This is a genomic window from Pseudomonas chaetocerotis (assembly GCF_015712105.2).
Taxonomy (GTDB): domain Bacteria; phylum Pseudomonadota; class Gammaproteobacteria; order Pseudomonadales; family Pseudomonadaceae; genus Aquipseudomonas; species Aquipseudomonas chaetocerotis.
Genome location: NZ_JACFYX020000002.1, coordinates 468,369 through 491,526, shown reverse-complemented (window position 1 = coordinate 491,526; position 23,158 = coordinate 468,369). Strand labels below are relative to the sequence as shown.

Annotated in this window: 20 protein-coding genes; 9 read left to right on the top strand and 11 right to left on the bottom strand. The window is 60.9% G+C overall.

Features of this window, described 5'->3' with window-relative positions:
* The coding region (locus tag H3221_RS06255) for a Tn3 family transposase (RefSeq protein ID WP_131126024.1) at positions 1 to 175 on the top strand (175 nt) is incomplete at its 5' end.
* A gap of 75 nt (positions 176 to 250) precedes the next feature.
* On the opposite strand, the gene H3221_RS06250 is transcribed toward H3221_RS06255, so the two are convergent.
* A complete protein-coding gene (locus H3221_RS06250) occupies positions 251 to 475 on the bottom strand; it encodes a hypothetical protein (protein WP_196476686.1) in 225 nt (74 codons plus the stop codon).
* A gap of 324 nt (positions 476 to 799) precedes the next feature.
* Positions 800 to 1,501: a hypothetical protein gene (locus tag H3221_RS06245; protein ID WP_134587735.1), complete on the bottom strand. Its 702-nt coding sequence runs from the start codon at positions 1,499 to 1,501 to the stop codon at positions 800 to 802.
* A gap of 700 nt (positions 1,502 to 2,201) precedes the next feature.
* On the opposite strand from H3221_RS06245, the gene H3221_RS06240 reads away from it, so the two are divergent.
* Entirely contained in the window at positions 2,202 to 2,435 is a 234-nt protein-coding gene (locus H3221_RS06240; protein ID WP_043100189.1) for a helix-turn-helix domain-containing protein, read from the top strand.
* Between the two features lie 118 nt (positions 2,436 to 2,553).
* On the opposite strand, the gene H3221_RS06235 is transcribed toward H3221_RS06240, so the two are convergent.
* Genes H3221_RS06235 through H3221_RS06220 form a run of 4 tightly spaced genes read right to left on the bottom strand, consistent with a single transcriptional unit; the run spans position 2,554 to position 9,248 of the window.
* Complete coding sequence (locus H3221_RS06235; RefSeq protein WP_224490508.1) at positions 2,554 to 3,744, bottom strand: Wadjet anti-phage system protein JetD domain-containing protein; 1,191 nt, start codon at positions 3,742 to 3,744, stop codon at positions 2,554 to 2,556.
* Positions 3,695 to 7,000, bottom strand: coding sequence for an ATP-binding protein (locus H3221_RS06230; RefSeq protein WP_134587734.1), 3,306 nt, complete (start codon positions 6,998 to 7,000; stop codon positions 3,695 to 3,697). The genes H3221_RS06235 and H3221_RS06230 overlap by 50 nt, the downstream gene beginning before the upstream one ends.
* Entirely contained in the window at positions 6,997 to 7,746 is a 750-nt protein-coding gene (locus tag H3221_RS06225; RefSeq protein ID WP_196476687.1) for a DUF4194 domain-containing protein, read from the bottom strand. The genes H3221_RS06230 and H3221_RS06225 overlap by 4 nt, the downstream gene beginning before the upstream one ends.
* 2 nt (positions 7,747 to 7,748) lie before the next feature.
* Positions 7,749 to 9,248, bottom strand: coding sequence for a DUF3375 domain-containing protein (locus tag H3221_RS06220; RefSeq protein WP_134587733.1), 1,500 nt, complete (start codon positions 9,246 to 9,248; stop codon positions 7,749 to 7,751).
* Between the two features lie 644 nt (positions 9,249 to 9,892).
* Between H3221_RS06220 and H3221_RS06215 the strand changes: the two genes are divergently transcribed.
* A complete protein-coding gene (locus H3221_RS06215) occupies positions 9,893 to 10,138 on the top strand; it encodes an AbrB/MazE/SpoVT family DNA-binding domain-containing protein (RefSeq protein ID WP_134587732.1) in 246 nt (81 codons plus the stop codon).
* Positions 10,139 to 10,826: 688 nt separating this feature from the next.
* Entirely contained in the window at positions 10,827 to 11,009 is a 183-nt protein-coding gene (locus tag H3221_RS06210) for a hypothetical protein (protein ID WP_196476688.1), read from the top strand.
* 15 nt (positions 11,010 to 11,024) lie between these two features.
* Here H3221_RS06210 and H3221_RS06205 read toward each other — a convergent pair whose 3' ends face one another.
* The gene (locus H3221_RS06205) at positions 11,025 to 12,449 is read right to left on the bottom strand and encodes an HD domain-containing phosphohydrolase (protein WP_196476689.1); all 1,425 of its coding nucleotides are present in this window, start codon (positions 12,447 to 12,449) and stop codon (positions 11,025 to 11,027) included.
* 101 nt (positions 12,450 to 12,550) lie between these two features.
* On the opposite strand from H3221_RS06205, the gene H3221_RS06200 reads away from it, so the two are divergent.
* Positions 12,551 to 13,324 carry an alpha/beta fold hydrolase gene (locus H3221_RS06200; RefSeq protein ID WP_196476690.1) on the top strand — a complete coding sequence of 258 codons (774 nt, stop codon included), beginning with the start codon at positions 12,551 to 12,553 and terminating at the stop codon, positions 13,322 to 13,324.
* 69 nt (positions 13,325 to 13,393) lie between these two features.
* Here H3221_RS06200 and H3221_RS06195 read toward each other — a convergent pair whose 3' ends face one another.
* Together H3221_RS06195 and araD1 are read right to left on the bottom strand one after the other, a co-directional pair.
* Positions 13,394 to 14,977, bottom strand: coding sequence for an aldehyde dehydrogenase (NADP(+)) (locus tag H3221_RS06195; protein ID WP_196476691.1), 1,584 nt, complete (start codon positions 14,975 to 14,977; stop codon positions 13,394 to 13,396).
* Positions 14,978 to 15,185: 208 nt separating this feature from the next.
* The gene (araD1, locus tag H3221_RS06190) at positions 15,186 to 16,187 is read right to left on the bottom strand and encodes an AraD1 family protein (RefSeq protein ID WP_196476692.1); all 1,002 of its coding nucleotides are present in this window, start codon (positions 16,185 to 16,187) and stop codon (positions 15,186 to 15,188) included.
* 133 nt (positions 16,188 to 16,320) lie between these two features.
* On the opposite strand from araD1, the gene H3221_RS06185 reads away from it, so the two are divergent.
* The gene (locus H3221_RS06185) at positions 16,321 to 17,265 is read left to right on the top strand and encodes a LysR family transcriptional regulator (RefSeq protein WP_196476693.1); all 945 of its coding nucleotides are present in this window, start codon (positions 16,321 to 16,323) and stop codon (positions 17,263 to 17,265) included.
* A gap of 8 nt (positions 17,266 to 17,273) precedes the next feature.
* Here H3221_RS06185 and H3221_RS06180 read toward each other — a convergent pair whose 3' ends face one another.
* On the bottom strand, positions 17,274 to 18,413 hold the full coding sequence (locus tag H3221_RS06180; RefSeq protein ID WP_196476694.1) for an iron-containing alcohol dehydrogenase: 1,140 nt from the start codon (positions 18,411 to 18,413) through the stop codon (positions 17,274 to 17,276).
* Between the two features lie 161 nt (positions 18,414 to 18,574).
* Here H3221_RS06180 and H3221_RS06175 point away from each other — a divergent pair, with 161 nt between their 5' ends.
* Complete coding sequence (locus H3221_RS06175) at positions 18,575 to 19,507, top strand: LysR family transcriptional regulator (protein WP_196476695.1); 933 nt, start codon at positions 18,575 to 18,577, stop codon at positions 19,505 to 19,507.
* A gap of 181 nt (positions 19,508 to 19,688) precedes the next feature.
* Here the strand turns inward: H3221_RS06175 and H3221_RS06170 are convergent, their stop codons facing one another.
* Positions 19,689 to 20,870: a fumarylacetoacetate hydrolase family protein gene (locus H3221_RS06170; protein ID WP_196476696.1), complete on the bottom strand. Its 1,182-nt coding sequence runs from the start codon at positions 20,868 to 20,870 to the stop codon at positions 19,689 to 19,691.
* Between the two features lie 158 nt (positions 20,871 to 21,028).
* Between H3221_RS06170 and H3221_RS06165 the strand changes: the two genes are divergently transcribed.
* Both H3221_RS06165 and H3221_RS06160 read left to right on the top strand, forming a co-directional pair.
* Positions 21,029 to 21,985, top strand: coding sequence for a LysR family transcriptional regulator (locus H3221_RS06165; RefSeq protein ID WP_196476697.1), 957 nt, complete (start codon positions 21,029 to 21,031; stop codon positions 21,983 to 21,985).
* Between the two features lie 155 nt (positions 21,986 to 22,140).
* Positions 22,141 to 23,124, top strand: coding sequence for a tripartite tricarboxylate transporter substrate binding protein (locus H3221_RS06160; protein WP_196476698.1), 984 nt, complete (start codon positions 22,141 to 22,143; stop codon positions 23,122 to 23,124).
* Positions 23,125 to 23,158: the final 34 nt, after the last annotated feature.

Sequence of the window (23,158 nt, the reverse complement as noted above, 5' to 3'; positions counted from 1 at the left end):
ACGCGCCACCCAGGGGTTGGTCGAGGCCGGCAAGCCGGTGGACGGCGAGCTGCTGCAATTCCTGTCGCCGCTGGGCTGGGAGCACATCAACCTAACCGGCGATTACGTCTGGCGGCAGAGCCGCAGACTGGAAGACGGGAAGTTTCGGCCCTTACGGATGCCCGGAAAACCTTAGCGTACGATTTTTTCCGAATTCTGCGGGCTCCCCTTATTCATCATTGCTATCAGTCCGGATAAGGCTTTGGTTTTTTCAAATAATCCAGACATCGTAGTTTTTGATCTTCTCAAGCCGCATGCTCGTGCTCGGCTGATCAACCTGTACACTTTGGGAAAAGCGCAGACGGCGTACTACTGTGATGGTGCGCAAGGTGAGTTTGTCAGCGCTCATCTCGGCTGGGCGTTGACCCGTCCAGATATTTCGGATCAGCGCCAGTATGTCCAAGATTTTTTGCTGGCTGAAGACGCTTGGCATCATTAGAAACTTTATCCACAGACTCACCTGACAAGAAGGTGAGTCTTTGCCGGCTCTGGCGAATTAAGCATGCCCGTTATTGACCGTTCTCTGCCGGTCGTAGCTGAGGCGTGCGCCGGTAAATTTGAATGCGAACCCTGATCAGCTGAAATGCAATTGGCTGATCAGTGGATATGCAAATGGGTGGTCAAGTCAGTAAAGTCACGTACTATTAGGCACCAGCGCACAGACTGCTCAAGAGTGAGCGCAATCTCAAAAAATCGGGATATCAAACGCTTAGAAAGTCCCTGTCCAGTGCAAGCTCGGACAGGGACGCTCCGGCTGGGACTAAGGATTGCCAGCCATCTGTCGAGCGTAATGGCGATCGCTGAGGTCTTTCTTGGGGTCAGCCTTGGCCCACCGCTCAGGTTTTCTGCAGTTCGTGCAGGTCAGTATCTGCTTATCAGGGCTGAGGCTGTATAGACGCCTCTCAGAGTCAACTTTGATCTTCAATCCAACATCTGAGACCTCGAATCCTGGTACTTCCTGCCCTATTCGATCCATGGTTTCAAATCGGAACGACCAGCGTTTAATCTGACTTTTGCGCCAGATAGTCATGATGATCAAGGCGTCTTGTTTCGTTGTTCTCTGATAAACCCAATCCCCTTCATAGGGACCTAGTTTGGTTGCTTCTTCGTCTCGCTTGGCCTGCTCATAAATTTGCTCCTGTATCTTGAGCATTTCGGCATTCAGCGCCTCTTCATCCTTAAGGGCTTGGTCTTTCAGCATCTGCTCTACGTCATAGGGCCCTTGAGGGTCATACTTCCAAACCGCTGCGTCATTGATGCCAAGCACCTTGCAGTTGAGACAATCGACACTCTGCTCATCTACATTTCGCGTGAGGGCCAAGCGCTCGGAACTATTAACATCATCAAGGAGTAACTTTTTATCTTTTACTGAAACATTCATTTTAACCAGCGGTTTGATGCGACCGTCGCTCACATCCTCTCCAAATATCTCGGCCTCATCACCGTGAACGTTGAGAACCATTACCCTCTCGCCACCGGGTATCTTATAACGATACGCACCTGTGAAATCCTCACTGCCACAACCAGCAAGAATGGAACTGGCAAGAGCAAATGAAATAAACCTAGAAAAGTTCCGCATAAAATCCTTTACGGTAAATCACATAATCAATGGCGTACGACCAGACTGACGACTGTGAAAAAGCTAATCAGCCGCACTGCCCTGCTATTAATCGAATCTTAATACTGTAGTCCATATGGCGTTCAGTTTCATGTAGATTCTTTGGCTTAAAGTCTCGTCGAGAAAAATTAACAATCTCCGAATCAGTGAACCCATACTCCTGCATTCTTTCCAACGTGCACGAACAGAGCGCAGGTGAGGATCCGTGCGCCTTGGAAGCAGCCTCGCATCTTTTAACAAGTTGCTGAACTCCAGTTTCGCCAGCGGAGGCTCCAGACTGCAAAGACAGTGCAAATGACACGAAAGCAGCCATACCAATAATCCTCATATACTTTTAACATCCTTCTATTTAACTGCTTATTTATCGGAAATTAATCGTTTGCACTGAATTACAGCCGATTACGAAGACGGCATGTAGGAAGGCAGCCCTGCAATTCGCTGGGGTGACGCCATGCCATGAGGTCACGTTCTACCAAATTCACAATATACTGTGAAGACCAGAGATGACGCCGCCCAGATAGTCCTCCCTTTTGGGGAGTCATCTGTGGAAGTCGGATTGGCGTTCGGAAAGGTCCTGCGCAGACGGCGTGTCGAAGCAGGATTCACCCAGGAGCAATTGGCCCATGAGGCGGAATTGCAGCGTAACTACGTCAGCCTGATGGAACGGGGCATCAACCAGCCAACGATCACCACCTTGATCAAGCTAGCTACACCCCTAGGCTGCACCGCAGCCGAGATCGTCGACGAGGTGGAAAGGCTCGTTGCAGACCATCGCTGAAAACCGGCCGCCTAAAGTGATCAACGTTGGAATTTTCAGAGAAGGAATATCTGAAGACTGTGGTTTAAGGGTAGGCGGTCTCTGGATTACAGGGCTATTGAGCCCACCGCCAGCCGCTCTATACAGGGATCTTTCGAGCCCACTGCTCGATAGCGCGCTCAACTTGTTCCTTTGGCAGGTACTCCTGCTCAAGACGTCCTCGTTCTTGCACCAGCAGATACCGATAGAAGTCCGCTTCGTCAGCCAGCAAACCAGGCGGTGCCGAATCCAGAGCTTTGGTCGGCTCGACGACTGCGCTCACCGGTGAGTGCTGCTCAAACAGCTCTTGCTCCATCAATAGTGCTTCGACTGCTGGTTGATGGAGTCTCGCTCGCGCCAGCATCAGCAAGCCCCAGGTATCCATATCGCCCCAGTATGCGATCTGTTTCCCGGCCAGGTGCGCGGACGCTAGCCACTGCAAATCGAGTCCTGAGCCCAGCACAGCCAGGGTGTCCGGTAAGTTCTCAGGCAGCAAGTGAATGCATTGCTCATTTTCCACCACGAGCAAGCGCGAACCGGGAAGTGCGGTCTCGGCCAGTTCCGCAGTGGTGAGCCTGAGCCGCTTGAAGGGCAGCAGCCCAGGCTGAAGAGGAACGACCAGAACCCAGTGAGCGCTTTCTTCATAGGCATCCAGAAACGTCGTCAGGCCTTGTTCGGACGCCGCGCCTGCGAAGCGCTCGTCGAGGAGCCTGGTCAGCAAGCTGGCGTTGCGCTCGAAAAACTTGGTGTCCACGCCATGCTCGGCAAGCAGGCGCAGTGGACGGCCTCGGGCACAGCCTGGCGACAAGCGGGTGGCGAGTTGCGCCGTGGCGACGACTTCCTCAGGCATCTTCGTCAACCACAGGCTGCGCTGGGCCACCAGCAGCGCATGAAAGGCACTGTCGACCTGCTCGACCAGATACTCGAGTTGAGCGTATTCCTGGCTGACCGCTGGATCGTCGGTCGCGGCAATCCATTCGGTGGGGCTGCGCAAGTGCCAGCGCATCGGCAAGGAAATGGCGTCCAGCCCTGCCCGGTAGCTGACGGGCTCCCAGTCGACCGTCCCCACCTTCACGCTCCGCCAGCTCTCCACATGGCGGAGCACCGCCTGGATGTTGTCAGCGAACAGGCGTGCCGAAGGCTTGCCGATGTTGAGGCTTTGCGGCCAGCTGGCGGGATTGAGCAAGCGTTCCAGGCGCACGCTGGAACGCTGCCATTGCCTGGCCAGGTTGTGGCCGATGTCAGTGGGCGACTTCATGCATGGCCTTGATGCGCTGTTGATGATGCTCATCCAACGCTTCCCAGCTCAGGGAAACCAGACTGGATTCCACGCCGCGCCGATGAACGACGACGGCCGAACGCGTATGGTGGCGCAACAGGCGCATTTCCTTGTTGGGCGTGATGAAGACAGCGTGCAGGCCGAACTCTCTCAACGCTGCAATGATCCGACCGGCAACCGCATGGGAGCTGCGCGAGAACGCCTCGTCGAGCACGATGGTGCCGAACAACGGCCGGCTGCTGCCGTCGGGACAGAGCGCATAGCTGAGGGAGGCGGTCAGCACATAGGAGGCGATGATCTCCTTCTCGCCACCACTGCCGCCCTGAGAACCTGTGCGGGTCTCGATGACATTCCTGCTTTCGCGATCGACCACCGATACCGCGAACTCCAGGCGGAAGCGCGGATCCAGCAGTGCCTTGGCGCCCTGATTCCTGCTGTGTTCGCAGGCGTCCTTGAGCAGCCCGACGAGCGCCTGCAATGCCTTGTAATGGCTCTCGCCTTCATCATCGATGAAACGCGCCGAGTTCAGTTGGCGCTGAGCCTGTTGCAAGGTGCGCAGGCTTTCGTGGATGACCTTTTTCGCCACCAGGCGCAGATAGCGTCCGGGCTGAAAATCGACACGCTGCATCGTACTGTTGAGGTCATCCAGGCGCTCCTCGATCACCGAGACTTCATGGTCGATATAGCTGAGCAGCTGGGTGACGCCGTCATCCGAGGAACGATTGAGGTATTCCAGGAAGCGCTTGAGTTTCTCGGGCAGGGCTTCCTCGGTCAGCACGCGCAGACGCTCCAGATACTTGGGTACGTCCACCAGCTCTCGCCCGACTTCTGACAGTGCACCGGTGTCCACCTTCAGGGCGTCGGACATGCGTTTGGCTAGCTCCGATTTCTGGTCGCCCAGTTTATCGCCGAGCGCTTTGAGCTGCCCTTGCAGCTCACGCGTATGCTGGCGCTCCAGTTCGACAATATCGCCGAGGTCATCTGCCGCCAGGGTCGGGAAGTGCGCTTGCGCCAACTCACGCTGCGTATCGCTCAGCCCCTTCTCGGCGCCGCGATAGGCCTTACGGGTAGCGGATGCGGCCTGCTCGAACTGCATTTTCAACTGACCGCACTGCTCGATAAGTCGTTGCCTCTGTCGGTCCAGAGAGTCCAGCAGCACCTCGGCTTGATCCAGCTCGGCCTTGAGCAAGGCGAGGTCGGAATCGGGGCGCGTCAGAGTCTCGAGCTGCGCACGCAGCGACTCCAGCTGACGCTCGGCGCCCGGCAGATCAATCTCCTCGAACTGCAGTTCTTCGACGCGTTGCAGCAGCGAAGCCTGACTCTCCAACTGGCGGACAGCGCCCTGGGCGGTATCCAGGGCCAGCTTGGCAGGGGCGAGCTGTTCATCGACCTCGCCAATCTGCTCAGCCAGGAAGGCCAGACGGTCGCGGTTGTCGAAGCCGGTCAGCCAGCCTTCATCCAGGCGCTTCTGGTCCTGCTTGTCGAAGAAGCGTTCCTTACCCGACATCAGCCCCTGGGCCGTCATGGCGTAAGGGGTATGACGCAATTGCTCCGGGCTTTCCACACAATGTCGGTCGTTGTCCGCCAGCAGTGCCTTCACGGCTTCTCGGTACGGATGCTCCTTGAAGGTCAGCTTGCGGGTAAAGCCATCGTCGAAGAACACGGGGCGCGACGACGGCTCCTTGACCTCCAGCAAGCGCACATGCAGGCGGTTATGCCGTTGGTTCACCCAACGCAGTGCAGCCTCGGACGCGCCCTGCGGCACCAGGATACGCAGCCGGTGGCTGCCGATTGCCCGCTCGATGGCACCCCGCCAGGCCAGTTCCTCGGGCTTGACCTGCACCAGCTCGGCGACGAAAGGCAGGGCCGCTTCATCGACGCCAAGCGCCTGCGCCAGATCTCCTCGAAAAGCATGGAAATGCCCGGGCAGGTTCGAACCTGGCCGTCTCTCCACCTCGGCACGCTCCTGCTGTAAGGCCTGCAGGCGGCCATTGAGCTCCTGCTGGACGAGACCCGCATCGAACGCCGTTTGCCGCGCGTCAGTAATCTGCTGGGTCAGTATTTCCAGGCGCGCCGCGATCTGCTGCTGATTCTCCTCGAGGGCTGCGGCCGATAATGCCTCCGCCAGTCCAAGCCCCTTGGCCAGGCGCTGGTACTGCTCGGCCTTCAGGCGCCGCTTATCGCACTCCCTGAGCCAATCCGCGATGCGCCCGCGTAATTGATCCAGCCCTGCGCCACCTACGCGCAGGTAGCGCTGACGATGTTGATCGACCACGCTCTTCTGAACCTCAAGCTGCTCCCTGCATTGCTCCTGATCCAGTTCGGCCTGCTTGTGCTCCTGCTCGAGCCTGTTGGTTTCGGCCAGCCACAGGCGATACCCCTGCTCGGCGAACCAGACCGGAAGAATGCCTTCGAGCACCTGTTTATCCTGCAGCTGTTCTTGTAAGGCCTTGTAACGCTCCCAGCCATCGGCAACCGGTTGTAATGAGCGCTGCTGCTTTCTAGCGGTTTCCAGTTCCCGGTGAATGTCCGTTAGATCATCGAAACTAGTAGCGACCTCGGCAGCCCGCCCGAAAGCGGAGCGGTCATCGAGCACCAACTCGCGAAAGATCTCATCAATGCTATTGAGCTGTTTCAGGCCGGCAGCGCGGTTGAGCAAGGTGAAGGCGTTTTCACCGACTTCGAAGTAATCCCTGAGCCTGGCCAGGAAGGCTTTTTTGCTGGGATACGGCCAGATACCCGTCCCATCCTTCTCCATCTGACGCAACGCCCGCATGCCGCCTGCGTGATGTTGGCTGAGCCAATGCTCCAGCGTCTGCTCGGGGGACTCGCTTAACAGCCACAGTTTTTTCAGATCGGACGCCGAGGAGCTGGTGCCCTCGAACCAGAGTACAGCGCCCAGTCGAACCTGCGCACCGTCACGCTCGAGCGTGGCGACAATGGCGGTGACCGTCTTACCCTGGCGCGCGATATGAGATTGCTCTACACCTCCGTCTCCAGGGCCGGTAACCCCGCGCACATAGGACACCAGATCACGGTCGCTTTCATGCCCACCTGTGGAAGCCAGGTTGTAGCGCGGGTTGGCGCACAGCAAGGTCATCAGAGCATCCACCAGCGTCGTTTTACCGCTACCCGTTGGGCCGATCACGGCGGTGCCTGAGGGATTGATCTCGGCACGGTGATAGCCCTGAAAGCCGCCCCAGTTATAGAGTTCGATGCTGCTGATAATGAAGGTCTCGCTGTCACGCCAGAGCAGTGCTTGCTTCACGCCTCGTCCTCCTCAGCAGCGGCAGCCGGGGTAGTCGCGCCCTCCACCTGCTCGCGCAGCCAAACCACCAGTGCCTGCAGGTTCTCCGGGTTGGCCAAGTGGGTAATGATGGGGCGGATGATGACGCGGTCATGGGCGTCCAGAGCCGACACCAAACCATGCCCCTTGAGCTGATCCAGCAGCGTGATGACGCGATTGCGCTCCTTCGCCTCACTGCCCAGCTCGCCCAGGTAAACCTGCAATTGCGGAATCAGCTCATCCACAGCTACCAGTGCCTGAGTGGCGCCCGTACCGCTTTCCTGTTCGTAGGCAATGAAATGCTGGCGCAGAATGGCGATCAGCAGGGACTGCTCCAGGTTCAGCCTTTGCCTGCGCACAAGGGGGTGCGACCAGTCATCCTGCTCGGCCACCTCGCCCTGACGAACGGTGACGAACACCAGCCCGCGAACCTCGTCGACCCCCATGGCCAGGTCGAGGGGTTCCAGGATTGTGTCGACCGCCTCGATATTGGCAAGCGCCGAGCGATACAGATTGGGCTTGTGACTTTCTTCCAGCAGCCCGTACTTGAGCATTTCCTGTACGGCCTCACGTACCCGTTGCGGCGTCCGGCGCTCATCGACCTGAACAGCGGCGCTCATAAGAGGCTGTTCATCATCCATGCCGTCATCCAACGCTATGGGCTCCACCGTCAGCTCCGTTTCGTCGGTGCCAGAGGCGCCTGCTATTCGATCGAAGATCCCTGCCATGCTCACAACTCCCAATCGATGTCCTTGAGTGCCTCGTGGTCGAGTCCGACATAAGGCAGATTGAAGCGCCAGCGTTGCTCATCCTCGTCAACTAGCTCCACGAGCTGACGCTCCTCTTTCAGCACCTCAATACCTGCCTCGCGTGCCATCGCCAACCAGAGCGCAAAGGTTTCTAGGTCGTGAGCAGGTGGAAGCAAAGACGCAAGCTCCCCGAGACTCACAGGGCGCCCCTGCTCCGCCAGCACAGCTAGGGTGTCCTGAATCAGCGCTTCACGATCCAGCCCGTCGAAGGCATCCCAGAAGTCATCATCAATCTGCTCCAACCCCGCCGGCTTCAAACTCAGATCCAGCTCGCCCGTATCATCGTCATCCAGGGTCTTGAAGCGGAGACGCTCGATTGCCGGGATACCGGTAATGGCTACGCCAACTGGTGGTAAACATGCAGGCTTACGGCGTTCTGACTGGCGTTGCCAGTCGACTCTGAGCGCTAGATTGAAGAAATCGTTGAGTAACTGTCCGACGCGATGATGCTCGGCGGCCAGCCCCGTCTTCATGAAGCCACGAACATCGCGCTCGCTTCGGGCACGCGCTTGGAGCACAGCCTGCGACTCCCGAACCAGGCGTAACGCCAGCCAACGTAGCTCACGTTGCTGGGGACGATTCAGTGCCTTTGGAACCGCTGGATGACGAAGGATGGTGCGCAAACGCTCACGCATGGTTTCCAGCTCAGCGGACTGCCTCAGTTGCTGCTGGAAGCTTTCGAAGACACGCCCCTCGGGAGTGTTGAGTAGAGCATCTTGCCCGTCCAGCAACCGATCGACGATTTCTCCACGGTGAGACTGCTCGCTGATGATCGAGTGTCGAAGGGCGCGATCCGCCTCGCGCCAAGAGTCTTCAACTCGTCGAAAGTCCGCGCGTAGGCTGGTGGCCAGGTTATATACCTCGCGTATGCCCTCTATCGCCTGCGCTTCATCCAGCACGATGACGTTGCCAGCTTCTACCTGCGCTAGCTCGTGCTCCAAATCCTGGATTCGGCGGCGCAGGCTGGCAATACGGCCAGTTGGGCTGGGGTTCAGACCCGTTTCCAGGTTTTCGATCTCGCGCTGAACCACCGAAAGGCGAGATGCTGTGGAAGTCATGATCCGACTATCCAGCGAATCTACGAACTGGATGGCTGACTCCAGCGCGTCGGTTGCGTAGATACGCCCCTCTCGTTCTACGACCAGACGCCGCTTGATCCATTCACGAAGTTCACGACCTGCTTGGAGATGCGTTGCATCCGGGTCGATTTCGTAAAGCTCCTGGCTGGCATAAGCAGCCAGCATTTCGGACAGCGCTTGCAGCGCATCCTCCATGGGGATCCCATCATGCGCCCGCTCGAACAGCGTGCGCAGGCAGCCCAATACGAGCGGAGCACGCCGCGAGGCAAGCAAAAGCCACGCGGGGTGCTGGCTGCGGGCAGATACATAGCGTTCTGAACGCTGTTGCGCGCTTTCTTCCATGACGGCCACATCGACAAAGGTTGTCTGAGAGCGAGCTTACCAAGCTAACCCGCTGCCTCATGATACGTATTTGTCCTGGCGGGTGGGCTTCGTTTAATGGTCCGCAGGGGCGGTGTCATTTGAATAGAGTGAGTGAAAGGCCAGGCCAGTCGAGGTTTGACGATTTATTCCGGGGGCGCATGCTGGATATTGGCGATTCGGTGGAGGGTTCTGTCGTCACGAGGGTGTATTTGGCTAGTTCGGCGAAGGTGCCCCAGTGAGCGCTTGTGGCGGCTCAGTGGTTTTTGCAGGACTGCCACCGACATTCTGCGGTAATCGAGTGCAGCCACGGTGGCTACAGAGCGAAGTCTCGATGACCTATCAGTGAGCTGCCGGTGGATTAGCTGAGTGCGGCATGGGGATAGTGAATTTCCCCGGTAGTATTGCAGGATTTTCAGCTTAACAACGGCGGTGGTAGCTGGCAGGCCCGGGGCGAGTTCAAATGTCAGAAGCTACGGCTAGAGATGAAGGGCGGCGTCGTTACAGCGCTCTGAGCCCAGGAGCTTTTTGCTATTCTGTCGACTTGTGCCGCGGGGCTTCGCTGGCAACGGCTCGCCGTTGCTTCCCCCCTGCGGACACCCATTCAACCGTTTCCTGGGGTCACGATGCGGAATCATGTAGTGATTGAGGACTGGGAAGGCGACGGTGCTATTCGCCTACCCGACGACGTTCTGCAGGAGATGGGCGTCGACGTTGGGGACACGCTCTATCTCCTTGAGGAGTATGTGGGTACAACCCGCTGTCTGGTGCTCAGTAAGTCACCGCGCATTCCTGATCGCGTGGATGAGCTGGTTGGCCACTGGGAGTCGTTTGGCAAAGTCTCTGCCGAGGTAAACGCCAAGGACGACTGAGCTGACTGCCCAGCCTCCTGCCCACGAATCTCGGCGCTTGCCGCTCTGCCATGGTCTCCTGCGAGGGCAGAGCCTGGCACCAGAAAAGCTTCGCTAACTTTTCGGTCCGCGTATTCCTAGGTTGTACGTTTGTAACGACACAGCCCAGAGAAGCAAAACGTAGTTGGCTGAACTCAGGCGCAGCGCCGCTTACAGTCGTCATTCCAAGTTCCTATGTAACCGGAGCAGCGCAAGGTCTTATCGATCTGTTAATTTCCACGGCCTACCAGTGAGCGTACTGGGTGAGGGTGATCATCTGTAGGTCGATAGTCGAAATTCAGGTTCAGTCAGACGGCGGCAGGGCGAGCCTGGGTTTGGCTAGTAGTCAAAAACCGACATCCCAGATTTCGTTTTTTGTGCCACGGATAACCACCCTCATGTGTCGCTATAGGCCTTAAACTGCAGGGAGCGGCACAAGACGAAACCCTTGCAGGATGGCACTTAGCGGCATTTTTGATCTCTGCATGGCAACTGAGATTCCTGTACCGCATTGCCCTCCGAAGGAGGGGTCGTGGGTTCGAATCCCGCCGGATGCGCCATTTTAGAAGCCCGCCAACGTGCGGGCTTCTGCGTTTTTGTCGTTCCCTCGGCGCTTACATCGAGCCTCATTACCTCATAGGATTGGCGCCAGGTTATGTAGGGAAGACATATGGACATTCTGCTGCTGATCGCCGGCGCCTTCGTGGTGCTCTTCATCTATTGCTGGCGACGCTCGCGCCCCAGGCGTCTCGCGCGCAAGAGAGAGCACAGCGGCCTGAGCGGACAGGACTCCAGCCCTGGTTTCGGTGACGGGGGCTTCGACTCGGGTGGCGATGGCGGCGGAGGTGATTGACCTTCCAGCCTCGCCTCAGATCACCCCCAACGTCAGTGCCTTCAAGGTCGCCGCCGCGCGCGTCGAACACTGCAGCTTGCGAAACACACTCTCGACATGGGTGCGCACCGTGCTTGGGCTGATACCCAGGTCGCGCGCCACTTCCTTGTTGCTCGCCCCGGTGCTGATGCGCTGGAGGATTTCCGTCTCGCGTTCGCTGAGCAGACCGTTGCCGGGCTTGCTGACCATTGGCGCCTGTTCGCCATGAGCAGCGCTGATTACCGCCTGACAGGCGCGTGGGTCGAAGCGGCCCTGCTCGGCTTCATCCAGCAACAGGCGGGCAGCTTCAGCGTCGCTGAAGGCCGCGCGCCAGGGGCGTTCGCCGCGCAGTGCCAGCCAGGCCAGGGCGGCGCTCAGCAGGCGGTGTTCAGCGCTCAGGGCGTCGCCACTCAACGAGCGGAAATAGCCGCTGCCATCCAGACGTTCGTAGGCATGCGCAGCCAGTTGTCCGGCTTCGTTCAGACCACCGATCTGGCTGCAGGCGCGGTGCGTCCAGTAGGGCACCAGGCGCACCGCTTCGAGATCACCGTCGAGCAGCGGGCCGGGCGTGCTCCAGACGCGATTGGGCACGGCCGCCCGCCCCAGGCCATGGATCAGCGCCGCCTTGGCGAGCAGCTCGATACGCGGCTCGGGCAACCCCCATAGCCGACCGGCGTCGCGCACCAGGCCCGCGGCCTGGCGTGAATAGCCGGCCAGCCAGGGTAGTTTGAGGTCGATCACGTCGCCCACCAGGGTCAGGGAAACCTCCGCCCCGCCGACAGGCTGCACGCCCTCGGGTGTGCGCAGCGCTTGCAGCCAATCCGCTGCGTGGCGGCTGAGCAGCTCGACGAGAGCAGCGGGATAACGGCGATCACCCTGAGCGCCGATCCACTCGAGCGCCGCGTCCAGGCCGTGGACGCGCGAGAGGATTTCCAGATCGCCCGCCAACACGACCTGATACACCACCGGCGGGACGTCGGGGTGACGCAGGCCCAGCGGCCGGCCGCTGCCGTCGAAGCACTCGAAGATATGGCGCAGACCTCGCTCGACCTCCCCCCCCAGCGCCAGGGTGCGGGCGATATCGCCGGCGATCTCGCAATGCACCTGGGCCAGCGGCGTGGTGCGCAGCATGGCACGTTGGCCAGCGGCATCCAGGGTTTGTGCCAGCATGGCGCGGCGGCCGCCGACGTCGTCACCGAGCAGATGCATGAAGCCATCGGCGTTGGCGGTACAACCGGACCAGCGCAGCAGCGCCACCTGCCGGGCCGCATCGATTTGCGCCTGATCGCCGCCACCGGCCTGCGCCAGCCATTGCGCCAGGCGCGCGGTACGCCGCGACTGATCGATGGGCTGGCCCATGCTCAGGTCACCGACCATGGCCAGCGCCAGCATGACGTCTTCCAGCGCGACGGCGTCATTCACCTTGCAGCTCTCCTTTATTTGCAGGCCTCGGATAAACGACCGATACCGGGACACCGGCGCATTATCGACACTGAACTCCCCCAAGCACAGGAGATTCAATCATGTTCAATACCAAGCCGCTGATCCTCGCCCTCGCCATCGCCAGCCCCTTCTTCGCAGTCAATGCCCAGGCCGCCGAGGCCAAGCCTTCGGTGGTGATCGTCCACGGCGCCTTCGCCGACGGTTCCGACTGGGCCAAGGTCGTGCCACTGCTGCAGGATAAGGGCATCAAGGTGACCGTGGTACAGAACCCGCTGACCTCGCTGGCCGACGACGTCGCTGCCACCCAGCGCGTACTGAACAATCAGGATGGCGATGTAGTGCTGGTCGGCCACTCCTGGGGCGGCACGGTGATCAGCCAGGCGGGTAGCGACGACAAGGTGCGCAGCCTGGTCTATGTCGCGGCGTTCGCACCGAATGCCGGTCAATCCACCGGCGAGCTGTACGGCGGCTATCCCACCGCGCCGGGCTCGAGCCAGATCGCGGCCGACAAGAACGGATTTCTCTACCTGACGCCGCAAGGCATGGCTGCCGATTTCGCTCAGGATCTGCCACCCAAGCAGACGGCGATCATGACCGCCACGCAAGGTCCGATCCGCGCGGCGGCCTTCGATGACCGCACCAGCGTCGCGGCCTGGAAGCAGAAGCCGTCCTGGTACCTCGTCGCCAGCGATGACCGCATGATCGTGCCAGAGATGCAGCGCGACTTCGCCAAGAAGATCGGCGCACAGACCACCGAAGTTGTCGCCAGCCACGTGCCGCAGCAGTCGCGCCCGGGTGATGTGGCCAAGGTGATCATCCAGGCGGTGGAAAAAACCCAGGCCGCCGCCAAGTAAAGGCGCCGCCATCTGAATGAAAAATGCCGCACCCTCACGGGTGCGGCATTTTTCGTTGCAGCGTGCCGATCAGCTCAGCGCATCACGACTGTGCACGCCGTCGACCAAGCGCTGGATGCCCAGCGGGTTGGCGTTCTGCAGGGCTTGCGGCAGTACCTCGTCCGGGTAGTTCTGGTAGCACACCGGACGCAGGAAACGGTGGATCGCCAGGGTGCCGACCGACGTACCGCGAGCGTCGGACGTAGCCGGGTACGGGCCACCATGGACCATGGAATCGCAGACTTCCACGCCAGTCGGGTAACCGTTGAGCAGCACGCGGCCGGCTTTGACTTCCAGCAGCGGCAGCAGGTCGCGGAAGGCGGTGAGGTCTTCACGCTCGGCGATCAGGGTCGCGGTCAGTTGGCCGTGCATGCTCTGCAGGGCATGGGTCAGCTCGGCGCTGTCGGCAACTTCGACGACGATGGTGGTCGGGCCGAAGACTTCTTCCTGCAGCAGGTGATCGCCTTCGAGCAGCATGCTCACGTCGGCCTTGAACAGCTGCGGCTGCGCCTGGTTACCGGCCTGCTCGTTGCCCGCCAGGTGAGTGACCTTGGCATGGCCTTTGAGCTGCGCCACGCCACCGGCGTAGCTACGCAAGGTGCCGGCGTTGAGCATGGTCTGCGCCGGCTGCGCGCCCATGGCATCGGCCAGGCCGGCGACGAACTCACTGAACTCGGCGCTGCGAATGCCGATGACCAGGCCTGGATTGGTGCAGAACTGACCACAACCCATCACCACCGAACCGGCCAGTTCCTTGGCCACGGTGGCGCCACGCGCCTTGAGGGCGCCCGGCAGGACGATCACCGGGTTGACGCTGGACATCTCGGCGAACACCGGGATCGGCTGCGGACGGGCAGCAGCCATGTCGCACAGGGCGCGGCCGCCTTTCAGCGAACCGGTGAAGCCAACGGCCAGGATGGCCGGGTGCTTGACCAGAAGCTCACCGACACCGCCGCCAAAGATCATGTTGAACACGCCTTTGGGCATACCGGTTTTCTCGGCCGCGCGGATCACCGCATCAGCCACGCACTCGGCAGTGGCCATGTGGCCACTGTGCGCCTTGAACACCACCGGGCAACCGGCGGCCAGGGCCGACGCGGTGTCGCCACCAGCGGTGGAGAAGGCCAGTGGGAAGTTGCTGGCACCGAACACGGCGACCGGGCCGACACCGATCTGGTACTGACGGATATCCGGACGCGGCAGTGGCTGACGATCGGGCAGGGCGCGGTCGATGCGCGCGCCGTAGAAGTCACCACGACGCAGCACTTTGGCGAACAGGCGCATCTGGCCACTTGTACGACCACGTTCGCCCTGGATGCGGGCAGCCGGCAGTGCGGTTTCGCGGCAGACCAGGGCAACGAAGTCATCGCCAAGGGCATCGATCTCGTCGGCAATGGCCTCGAGGAACTCGGCGCGGCGCACGGCCGACAGGTTGCGATAGATCGGATAAGCGGCAGCGGCAGCCTGGGCGGCAGCGTCGACTTCTTCCGGCGTGGCCTGGATGAAGGTGTATGGCAGCGCTTCACCGCTGCTGGCGTCGAGGCTTTTGTGCTCCACGGTGCCCGCGGCGCGGCGCTCACCGCCGATGTAATTGTGGCCAGTCAGACTCAGCATGGCGTTCTCCTGTCAGGAGGGACGGCGACGCCGCCCCGGGACAATGAATGAGGCCTCGACCTTTTGGGTCGAGGGGGGGACAACTCTACTGCAGTTGTCAGACATATGATAAGTGATAACTTCGGCATTCGTCCCCTTATGAGGGCGCAATCCGCAATCCGCCGAGCGGAATTTCGACCCGACAGCCTGCCGCCGGGCCGCAAAAACCTTACAACCGACGCACCTCGCCGACCTTCACGGCGGGCTGGTGAATGCAGATGCCATTGCGCAGCGGCTCACCCAGCGCATCGAGGCTGACCTCGAAGGTATCGCCCGGCTGCGCCTTGATGCCGTCGGCGAACGACAGCGTCGCGGTGCCGAAGAAGTGCACATGCACATCGCCGGGACGCAGGAACTGGCGATACTTGAAGTGGTGGTACTCGAGGTTCTCCAGGCTGTGGCACATGTTGTCCTCACCGGAGAGGAACTCCTTCTCCCACAGCACCTGATCGCCCCGACGGATACGGCTGATACCGGACAGGTGACGCGGCAGCTCGCCGATCAGCATTTCCGGGCCGAAGGAGCAGAAGCGCAGCTTCGAGTGGGCCAGGTACAGGTAGTTCTTGCGCTCGACCACATGGTCGGAGAACTCGTTGCCAAGGGCGAAGCCGATGCGATACGGCTGGCCATCGTCGCCAATCACATAGAGGCCGGTCAGCTCGGGCTCCTCACCGAAGTCCTCGGCGAAGTCGGGCACCGGGAAGTCCTCGCCAGGGCGAACCACGATGCTGCCATCACCTTTGTAGAACCACTCCGGCTGCGCGCCTTCGCTGCCTGCGGCCGGGCGACCGCCGGCCATGCCCCACTGGAACATCTGCATGGTGTCGGTGAGCTTGCCTTCGGCCTGCTGCGCCTCGACCTGCTGGTGCATCTTGTCGCGGGTGGAGGCGCTGCCCAGGTGGGTCAGGCCGGTGCCGGACACCAGGCAGTGCGCCGGGTCGGCGTGATCCAGCGGCGCCAATACACGGCGCTGCTCGATCAGTTCGGCATAGACCGGGCCAGGCTCGACGCCCAAGCGCTCGATCTCGGCGATCAGGCCATGGCCGTTACGGATCGCCTGCAGCGCCAGCTCACGGGTCGTGGCCACGCCCTTGACCACGCTGACGCGCGCCTCACCGACGACGCCGACCTGACGCTGGCCATGCTCGTTCTCAAACTGAATCAGCCGCATTGCAGCACTCCTGCCGTTTTTTCTGTTGTTCTTGTGCGTCGCGATTGCGACGTTGCTGGCGGGCACTTTAAAAACTGCCCGCGGTGCTGCCTAATGAAAGCTTCTGATTAGGTGATAACTTTTCGTCATCCCCATGCTGCCTCCTCTGACCTACATCGTTTCCCGCCTGCGTATTCGTCAGTTGCGACTGCTGATCGCCCTCGACGAACTGGGCACGCTGCATCGCGCGGCCGAGCGCATCGCCATCAGCCAGCCGGGCGCGACCAAGGCGTTGCACGAAATCGAGACGACCTTCGGTACGCCGCTATTCACACGCTCGGCACAGGGCCTGCAAGCCAATGACCTGGGGCGTTGCGTGATCCGCTATGCGCGGCTCATCCACTCGGATCTGGCGCACCTGCATGAGGAAATGCAGAGCATCCTGCAAGGTCATGGCGGCCACCTGGCGATCGGCACCATCGCCGGCTCGGTGCCGTTGGTGCTGCGCGCACTCACCAGCCTGCGGCAGATGCAACCGGACATCTCCGTGCAGATCGTCGAAGACATCAGCCCGCGCTTGCTCAAGCTGCTCGACGAAGGCCGCCTGGACCTGGCCATCGCCCGAACCAGCGGCAGCCAGCACCCGGACGACTACGAATGCCTGAGCCTGCACGCCGAACGCCTGGCGCTGGTGGCCGCGCCGCAGCATCCGCAGCAGGCAAATCCGGCACTGAGCCTGACCGATCTGAGCGGCTATAGCTGGGTGGTCTACCCCACCGGCACGCCGATGCGCACGGTGCTGGAGCGCGAGTTCGGCGAAGCCGGCCTGGAGTTTCCCCGTTACCCGCTGGAGACCTCCTCGACCTTCACCATGCTCAGCCTGCTGCAGGAAGACCCGCAGCTGGTGGCGGTGATGCCCCACTCCATCGCCTGCTCCAGCGAGAGCTTCGGCCTGCTGCGCCGCCTGCCACTGGAGCTGCAGGCACGCAACGAGCCGTGCTCGATCATCCACCGCCGCGGCAGCAGCCTGTCGCCGCTGGCAAGCCTGCTGCTGGAGCACCTGCGCAGCGAGCAGGACGCCCTGTACGAAGGCACCTAGCCCGCCACTTACATGGACTGGCGCAGCAACTCGGCGTAGTCCTCGGCACTCGCCAGACGCGGGTTGGTCTTGTGGCTATGGTCAGCCAGCGCACCTTCGATGATCGCCGGGAACAGCGACTCGTCCACGCCCATCTCCGCCAACCCCGAAGGCATGCCGAGGCGACGGTTCATCTCACGAATCGCCGGGATGATTTCCTCGGCACTCCCCAGCCCCATAGCCTGAGCGATGCGCTGCTGTTTCTGCTCATCACGCACCGAGTCAGACTGCGCATTGAAGGCGATAACCGCCGGCAGGAATACCGCGTTGAGGGTGCCATGGTGCAACCTTGGGTTGATGCCACCCAGGGCGTGGCTGAGGCTATGTACGCAGCCGAGGCCCTTCTGAAAGGCCAGGGCGCCCTGCATCGAGGCGCTCATCATGTTCAATCGCGCTTCCCGGTCACCAGGCGTAAGGGTTGCACGTTCGATATGCCGCCATGCGCGCCACAGGCCGTCCAGGGCGATGCCATCGGCAGGCGGATTGAACGCCGGCGCCATGAAGGTTTCCAGGCAATGGGCGATGGCATCCATCCCCGTGGCAGCAGTCAATTGTGCAGGCAGGCCGAGAGTCAGCTCAGGGTCGCAGATAGCTGAACGCGGAATCAGATAGGGCGAGATCACGCCAACCTTGCGACCATCATCAAGAATCAGGATGGCACCACGACCGACTTCGCTACCCGTGCCGGCAGTGGTGGGGATAGCAATCACCGGCGCAGTGGCTGCGGTAATACGGGTCAGCCCGCCTTCGATCACGGCGAACTGCTTCAGCGGGCCTTCATGGGTGCCGCACACGGCGACGCCCTTGGCCAGGTCGATGGAGGAACCACCGCCGACTGCGATGATGCCATCGAAGCCCCCGTCGCGATAACGCGCCGCCGCCGCACGCACCACGCCTTCGTTCGGGTTCGGCGGCGTCTGGTCGAAAACTTCCGCAATAGCAGGGTCGGCTAACTGCCCCAGAACCTTGTCGACGATACCTGCGGCCCGCACCCCCGTATCAGTCACGATGAAGGGCCGGGTGATTCCAATGCGCTGACACTCGGCGGCCAACTGGCCGAGGACGTCATAACCGAACTGGACTTGAGTGAGGTAGTTGATCAGTGCCATGAGGGAGCCTCTGCTTGTTTTTGTAATAGCAGGCAGCGGAAAACGTCGAGTAAGATCACTCGGACATTCTCACGGATAGCCTTGCCGCCCAGGCAAACTATGAGATAGAGGCGCTCCTGACTAATGAGAGGCGCTGATACTGCTATAAGGGAAAGCTATACATGCTGCCATCCGTCTCCTCCATTTTTTCCCGCCTGCGCTTCCGGCAACTGCGCCTGCTGATCGCCCTCGGCGAACAGGGCTCATTGATCAAAGCCGCAGAACTGATCTCAATCAGCCAACCCGGGGCGACCAAGGCATTGCAGGAAATAGAGACCACGCTGGGCGCGCCACTGTTCGTACGCACCAATCGCGGTCTGGAGGCCAACGAGCTGGGACACTGCGCGATTCGCTACGCCAAGCTGATCCAGACAGACCTGACTCACCTGCGCGAAGAAATGCTGGGTATTCTCCAAGGCCACGGCGGACGCCTGTCGGTCGGAGTGATCATGGGCGCGGTACCGTTCATGACGGATGCGTTGACCCAGTTGCTGGAGACGCACCCGGATCTGTCCGTGGAGATAGTCGAAGACACCAGCGCGCGGCTGCTCAGCCTGCTCGATCAAGGCCGCCTCGATCTGGCGATCTGCCGCACCAGCATCAGCCGCCAGCCAGAGCACTACGACTGCATCGATGTGCGTGACGAAACCCTGGCCGTGGTCGCCAACCGTGATCATCCGTTAGCCGGACGCGCACAACTGGAGCTGGCGGATCTGGCTGATAGCCGCTGGGTGGTCTACTCGGCCAACATGCCGATGCGCCTTTCACTGGAGCGGGAATTTCAGCAGGCAGGGCTACGCTTCCCGCTGCAACTGCTGGAAACCACCTCAGCCTTCACCACACTGTCGCTTCTGCAGAAAAATCCAGAGCTGGTCGCCCTACTGTCGACCGACGTGGCGCGCTTCTGCACGGGCTTCGGCATGACCTGCATCCTGCCGCTGAGCCTGAAAAGCCGGAGCGAGCCGTACCAATTGATCACCCGGCGCGGCGTGAGTCTGTCCTCGATCAGTCGCCTGTTTATCGAACAGCTCACGCCGCAACAGGACACGCCCTGACGGTTGATTGTGGGGCGGATGGGGCACGTAGATAACGCTCTTTTTGTCCACCATTCCAAGCACCAATGCTGCCGATGAATGGCGTGGCGACACGCGTAGGAGGGGCTTTAGCCACGAGCTTTTTGCGACCTGTCGCGGCTAAAGCCCCTCCCACAGAAAACCTACCCCCGCAGGCAGGCTCTTAGAGCAGGCCGCGCGCGGCCAGACTGCTCATCAAGGCGTTGAGACCAAACTGCCAGGCAGGAGCCTTGTCGCTGTGGTTGACGCGGTTGTGCAGGGCACCCAATTGCTCGCTGCTGATGATCACGCGATCAGCCAGCTTGTGGGTGAAGCCGGCGCCCGGGGCATCGCGGTCTTCAGTTGGGGCGAACAGGGTGCCGAGGAACAGCAGGAAGCCATCCGGGTACTGGTGATTGCGGTTGAGCGCCTGACCGACCAGATCCAGCGGATCGCGGCTGATCTTGTCCATGGAGCTGCTGCCCTCGAGCACATAGCCGTCGGCACCCTCGACGCGCAAGCGAACCACCGTGTTGCGCACGTCATCAAGGCTGAATGTATCGTCGAACAGGCGGATGAACGGGCCGATAGCGCAGGAGGCATTATTGTCCTTGGCCTTGCTCAGCAGCAGTGCGCTGCGGCCTTCGAAGTCGCGCAGGTTGACGTCGTTACCGAGGGTCGCGCCCAGCACCTCGCCACGGCTGTTGACGGCCAGCACGACCTCAGGCTCCGGGTTGTTCCACACCGAGCCTGGGTGGATGCCGATCTCCGCGCCGCTACCAACGGCGGCCAGCACAGGCGCCTTGGTGAAAATCTCGGCATCCGGGCCGATCCCCACTTCCAGGTATTGCGACCATAGGCCCTGTTCCTGCAGCAGCACCTTGATCTGCTGGGCCTTTTCCGAGCCTGGCTTGATGCTGGCAAAATCCTCGCCTAGCACATCCCTTACCTTGGCCCGAACGCCTTCGGCCAGGCTGGCATCACCACCGGCACGCTCTTCGATCACGCGCTCGATCATGCTCGAAGCAAAGGTCACACCCGCCGCCTTGAGCACCTGCAGGTCGGCAGGCGCCAGCAGACTCGGCAGCTCGGGATTGAAGCCTGAACCACTGTTACCCAGCAAGGCCTCGACACTGCACAGCGGCGTGCCGCGCAGACTCTGCAACCCGGCCAGCAGACCCTCCTGCTCGAACAGCCCACTCAGGGTCGGCGCCAATGTGGACAGATCATAGACACCATCCTCACGCAGCAGGATCGGCGCCGGGCCGGCGTACTCTCCGGGCAACCAGGCCCGGCCGACGAGGGTTCCGCGCAAGCTATCGGTAGGCAAGGTGTTGCTGGGTGTGAGGCTGAGAGCGTAGGGCATGGCGGAGTCCTTCTTCTTATGCGACTGGAAATGCCCGCAAGGCACCCTGGGTGCGGTCAGGCCGGCTGACCTTATCTCTCCATTCGCGATAACCACCAATGACTAATAGTCAGTCCGCGATATGATCCGGTTATCGAGTACTTCCGAGCACAGCGGCCATGAACCAAACAGGCAATCTCCCGACCCTTCACAATTGGCTACGCTTTCGCCACCTGGCGCTGATCGACAGCCTGGCGCGCACCGGCAATATGCACAGCAGCGCGCAGCAACTGGGGCTGAGCCAGCCGGCGGTAAGCAAGATGCTGCGCGATATCGAAAGCCAGTTCGGCTTCACCCTGTTCGAGCGCCTCAACCGCGAGCTGCCAGCCACCGAGCTAGGCGCCGAGGTGGTTGCCTATGCGCAGCGCGCGCTGAATGACTGCCAGACCTTCAGCTATCGCCTGGAAAGCCTCCGCCAGGGTGGCCATGGCTATCTCAAGGTAGGTGCGATCTTCGCCGCTACTGCCCATGCTTTGCCCGAAACGCTGCTGCGCCTGAAAGGCCGACGGCCGCTGCTGACCATCGAGCTGTTGGAAGACACCAGCGATCACCTGCTCAAGCTGCTAGAGCACAAGCAGCTGGATCTGGTGGTCGGTCGCTTCACCGACCACCCGCAGCGCCAGCGTTTCGACTTCACCGCGCTGGCCGAGGAGCCTTTCATCCTCATCGCTCGAGCCGAACATCCGCTGTGCAATCGCCAGCAGGTCTCGCCATCGCAACTTACCGAATGGCCCTGGGTGCTCTACCCACTCAACACCCCGCTGCGCCAGTCGCTGGAACAATCGTTCAGCGATGCGGGCGTAAATCCGCCGGCCAACGCCATCGAGACCACCTCCGTACAAACGACGCTGAAAATGCTCTGCAACAGCGACACCCTGGCACTGTTGCCAGAGGCGGTGGTAAGGCAGAACCTGCTCGATGGCAGCTTGAAACAAATCCAGACGAGCCTGGCGCCCTCTCCGCTGGCCTATGGCGTGCTGCTGCGCAAGGACGAGCCCATCTCCTCCGCAGCCCGCGACTTCATTGACGCCCTGCGCACCGTCACCCGCGATGAATCATCAGCGAATAACCCCTAGTTATGACTCGATGAAAAAGCCTCATTAGACACCTCCCCGAGAGTTGCCTAGCTTCGGCCAGGCTTTGATTCCACGCCATGCCGCCTGCCTGGCCGACTTGTTCAAGCGGAACCTAGCTGCACCTCACTCAAAATAACTTCAATAGGTGAACTTTCATGATCAAGCTAAGCACTCTGCTTCGCCCGCTCAGCCTCGCCCTCGGCTTTTCCCTTCTGGGCGCCCCAGTTGCAGCCATGGCTGAATACCCGAACAAGCCCATCCAACTGATCGTGCCGTGGGCCGCCGGTGGCGGCAGCGACTCTGCCGCACGTGGCATCGCCACCGCACTGGAGAAGGAGCTGGGCGTCACCATCAACGTCGTCAACCGTCCCGGCGGCGGCGGTGTGGTGGGTCACACGGTCATGGCCAGCGCCAAACCCGACGGTTACACCCTGGGCTTCGTCACTGGTGAGCTGAACATGATGCACTGGCAGGGGCTGACCAAGATCACCCACGAAGACTTCACCCCCCTGGCAATGACCAACTACGACTACCCCGGCGTACAGGTCAGCGCCGATGCACCGTACAACAATGTCGAAGAGCTCCTGAAGGACATTGCCGACAAGCCCCAAGGCACCTTTAAGGCCTCTGGTACCGGCCTGGGTGGCATCTGGCACGTGGCCTTCGCCGGCCTGCTGATGGATCGCGGCATCGAGCCCAACAAGGTCACCTGGATTCCCAGCCAGGGCGCCGCACCGGCCATGGTCGAACTGGCCGCTGGCAGTATCGAACTCGTCCCGTCCTCAGTACCCGAGGCACGCTCGATGATCACAGCCGGCAAGGCCAAGGGCCTGGCCATTCTCTCCCCTGAACGCAATCCGGCTTTCCCGGATATCCCGACGATCAAGGAAAGCATCGGCAGCGAATACTCGCTGGGTGAGTGGCGCGGTGTCGCCGGCCCTAAAGGCATGGACCCTGCCGTGATAGCCAAGCTCGAAGACGCCCTAGAGAAGGCCTACAACAGCGAGTTCTACCAGGACTTCATGAAGCGCCAGGGTTTCGGTGTCGAGTGGCACAAAGGCGCTGATTTCAAGGCGTTCCTGGTCGAGAACAACGCGTACATGGGCGGCATCATCGAAAAGATCGGCATGAAGAAATAAGCCAGATTTTCGATACGGCGCCCCTTCGGGGTGC

Excerpts from the sequence above, each read along its gene's own strand:
- H3221_RS06215 (WP_134587732.1), top strand. The coding sequence starts at position 9,893 with ATGCGGAATCATGTAGTGATTGAGGACTGGGAAGGCGACGGTGCTATT.
- H3221_RS06160 (WP_196476698.1), top strand. The coding sequence starts at position 22,141 with ATGATCAAGCTAAGCACTCTGCTTCGCCCGCTCAGCCTCGCCCTCGGC.
- H3221_RS06195 (WP_196476691.1), bottom strand. The coding sequence starts at position 14,977 with ATGCTGAGTCTGACTGGCCACAATTACATCGGCGGTGAGCGCCGCGCC.
- H3221_RS06250 (WP_196476686.1), bottom strand. The coding sequence starts at position 475 with ATGATGCCAAGCGTCTTCAGCCAGCAAAAAATCTTGGACATACTGGCG.
- H3221_RS06200 (WP_196476690.1), top strand. The coding sequence starts at position 12,551 with ATGTTCAATACCAAGCCGCTGATCCTCGCCCTCGCCATCGCCAGCCCC.
- H3221_RS06180 (WP_196476694.1), bottom strand. The coding sequence starts at position 18,413 with ATGGCACTGATCAACTACCTCACTCAAGTCCAGTTCGGTTATGACGTC.
- araD1 (WP_196476692.1), bottom strand. The coding sequence starts at position 16,187 with ATGCGGCTGATTCAGTTTGAGAACGAGCATGGCCAGCGTCAGGTCGGC.
- H3221_RS06175 (WP_196476695.1), top strand. The coding sequence starts at position 18,575 with ATGCTGCCATCCGTCTCCTCCATTTTTTCCCGCCTGCGCTTCCGGCAA.
- H3221_RS06220 (WP_134587733.1), bottom strand. The coding sequence starts at position 9,248 with ATGGAAGAAAGCGCGCAACAGCGTTCAGAACGCTATGTATCTGCCCGC.
- H3221_RS06225 (WP_196476687.1), bottom strand. The coding sequence starts at position 7,746 with ATGGCAGGGATCTTCGATCGAATAGCAGGCGCCTCTGGCACCGACGAA.
- H3221_RS06245 (WP_134587735.1), bottom strand. The coding sequence starts at position 1,501 with ATGGTTCTCAACGTTCACGGTGATGAGGCCGAGATATTTGGAGAGGAT.
- H3221_RS06210 (WP_196476688.1), top strand. The coding sequence starts at position 10,827 with ATGGACATTCTGCTGCTGATCGCCGGCGCCTTCGTGGTGCTCTTCATC.
- H3221_RS06170 (WP_196476696.1), bottom strand. The coding sequence starts at position 20,870 with ATGCCCTACGCTCTCAGCCTCACACCCAGCAACACCTTGCCTACCGAT.
- H3221_RS06235 (WP_224490508.1), bottom strand. The coding sequence starts at position 3,744 with ATGAGCATCATCAACAGCGCATCAAGGCCATGCATGAAGTCGCCCACT.
- H3221_RS06165 (WP_196476697.1), top strand. The coding sequence starts at position 21,029 with ATGAACCAAACAGGCAATCTCCCGACCCTTCACAATTGGCTACGCTTT.
- H3221_RS06185 (WP_196476693.1), top strand. The coding sequence starts at position 16,321 with ATGCTGCCTCCTCTGACCTACATCGTTTCCCGCCTGCGTATTCGTCAG.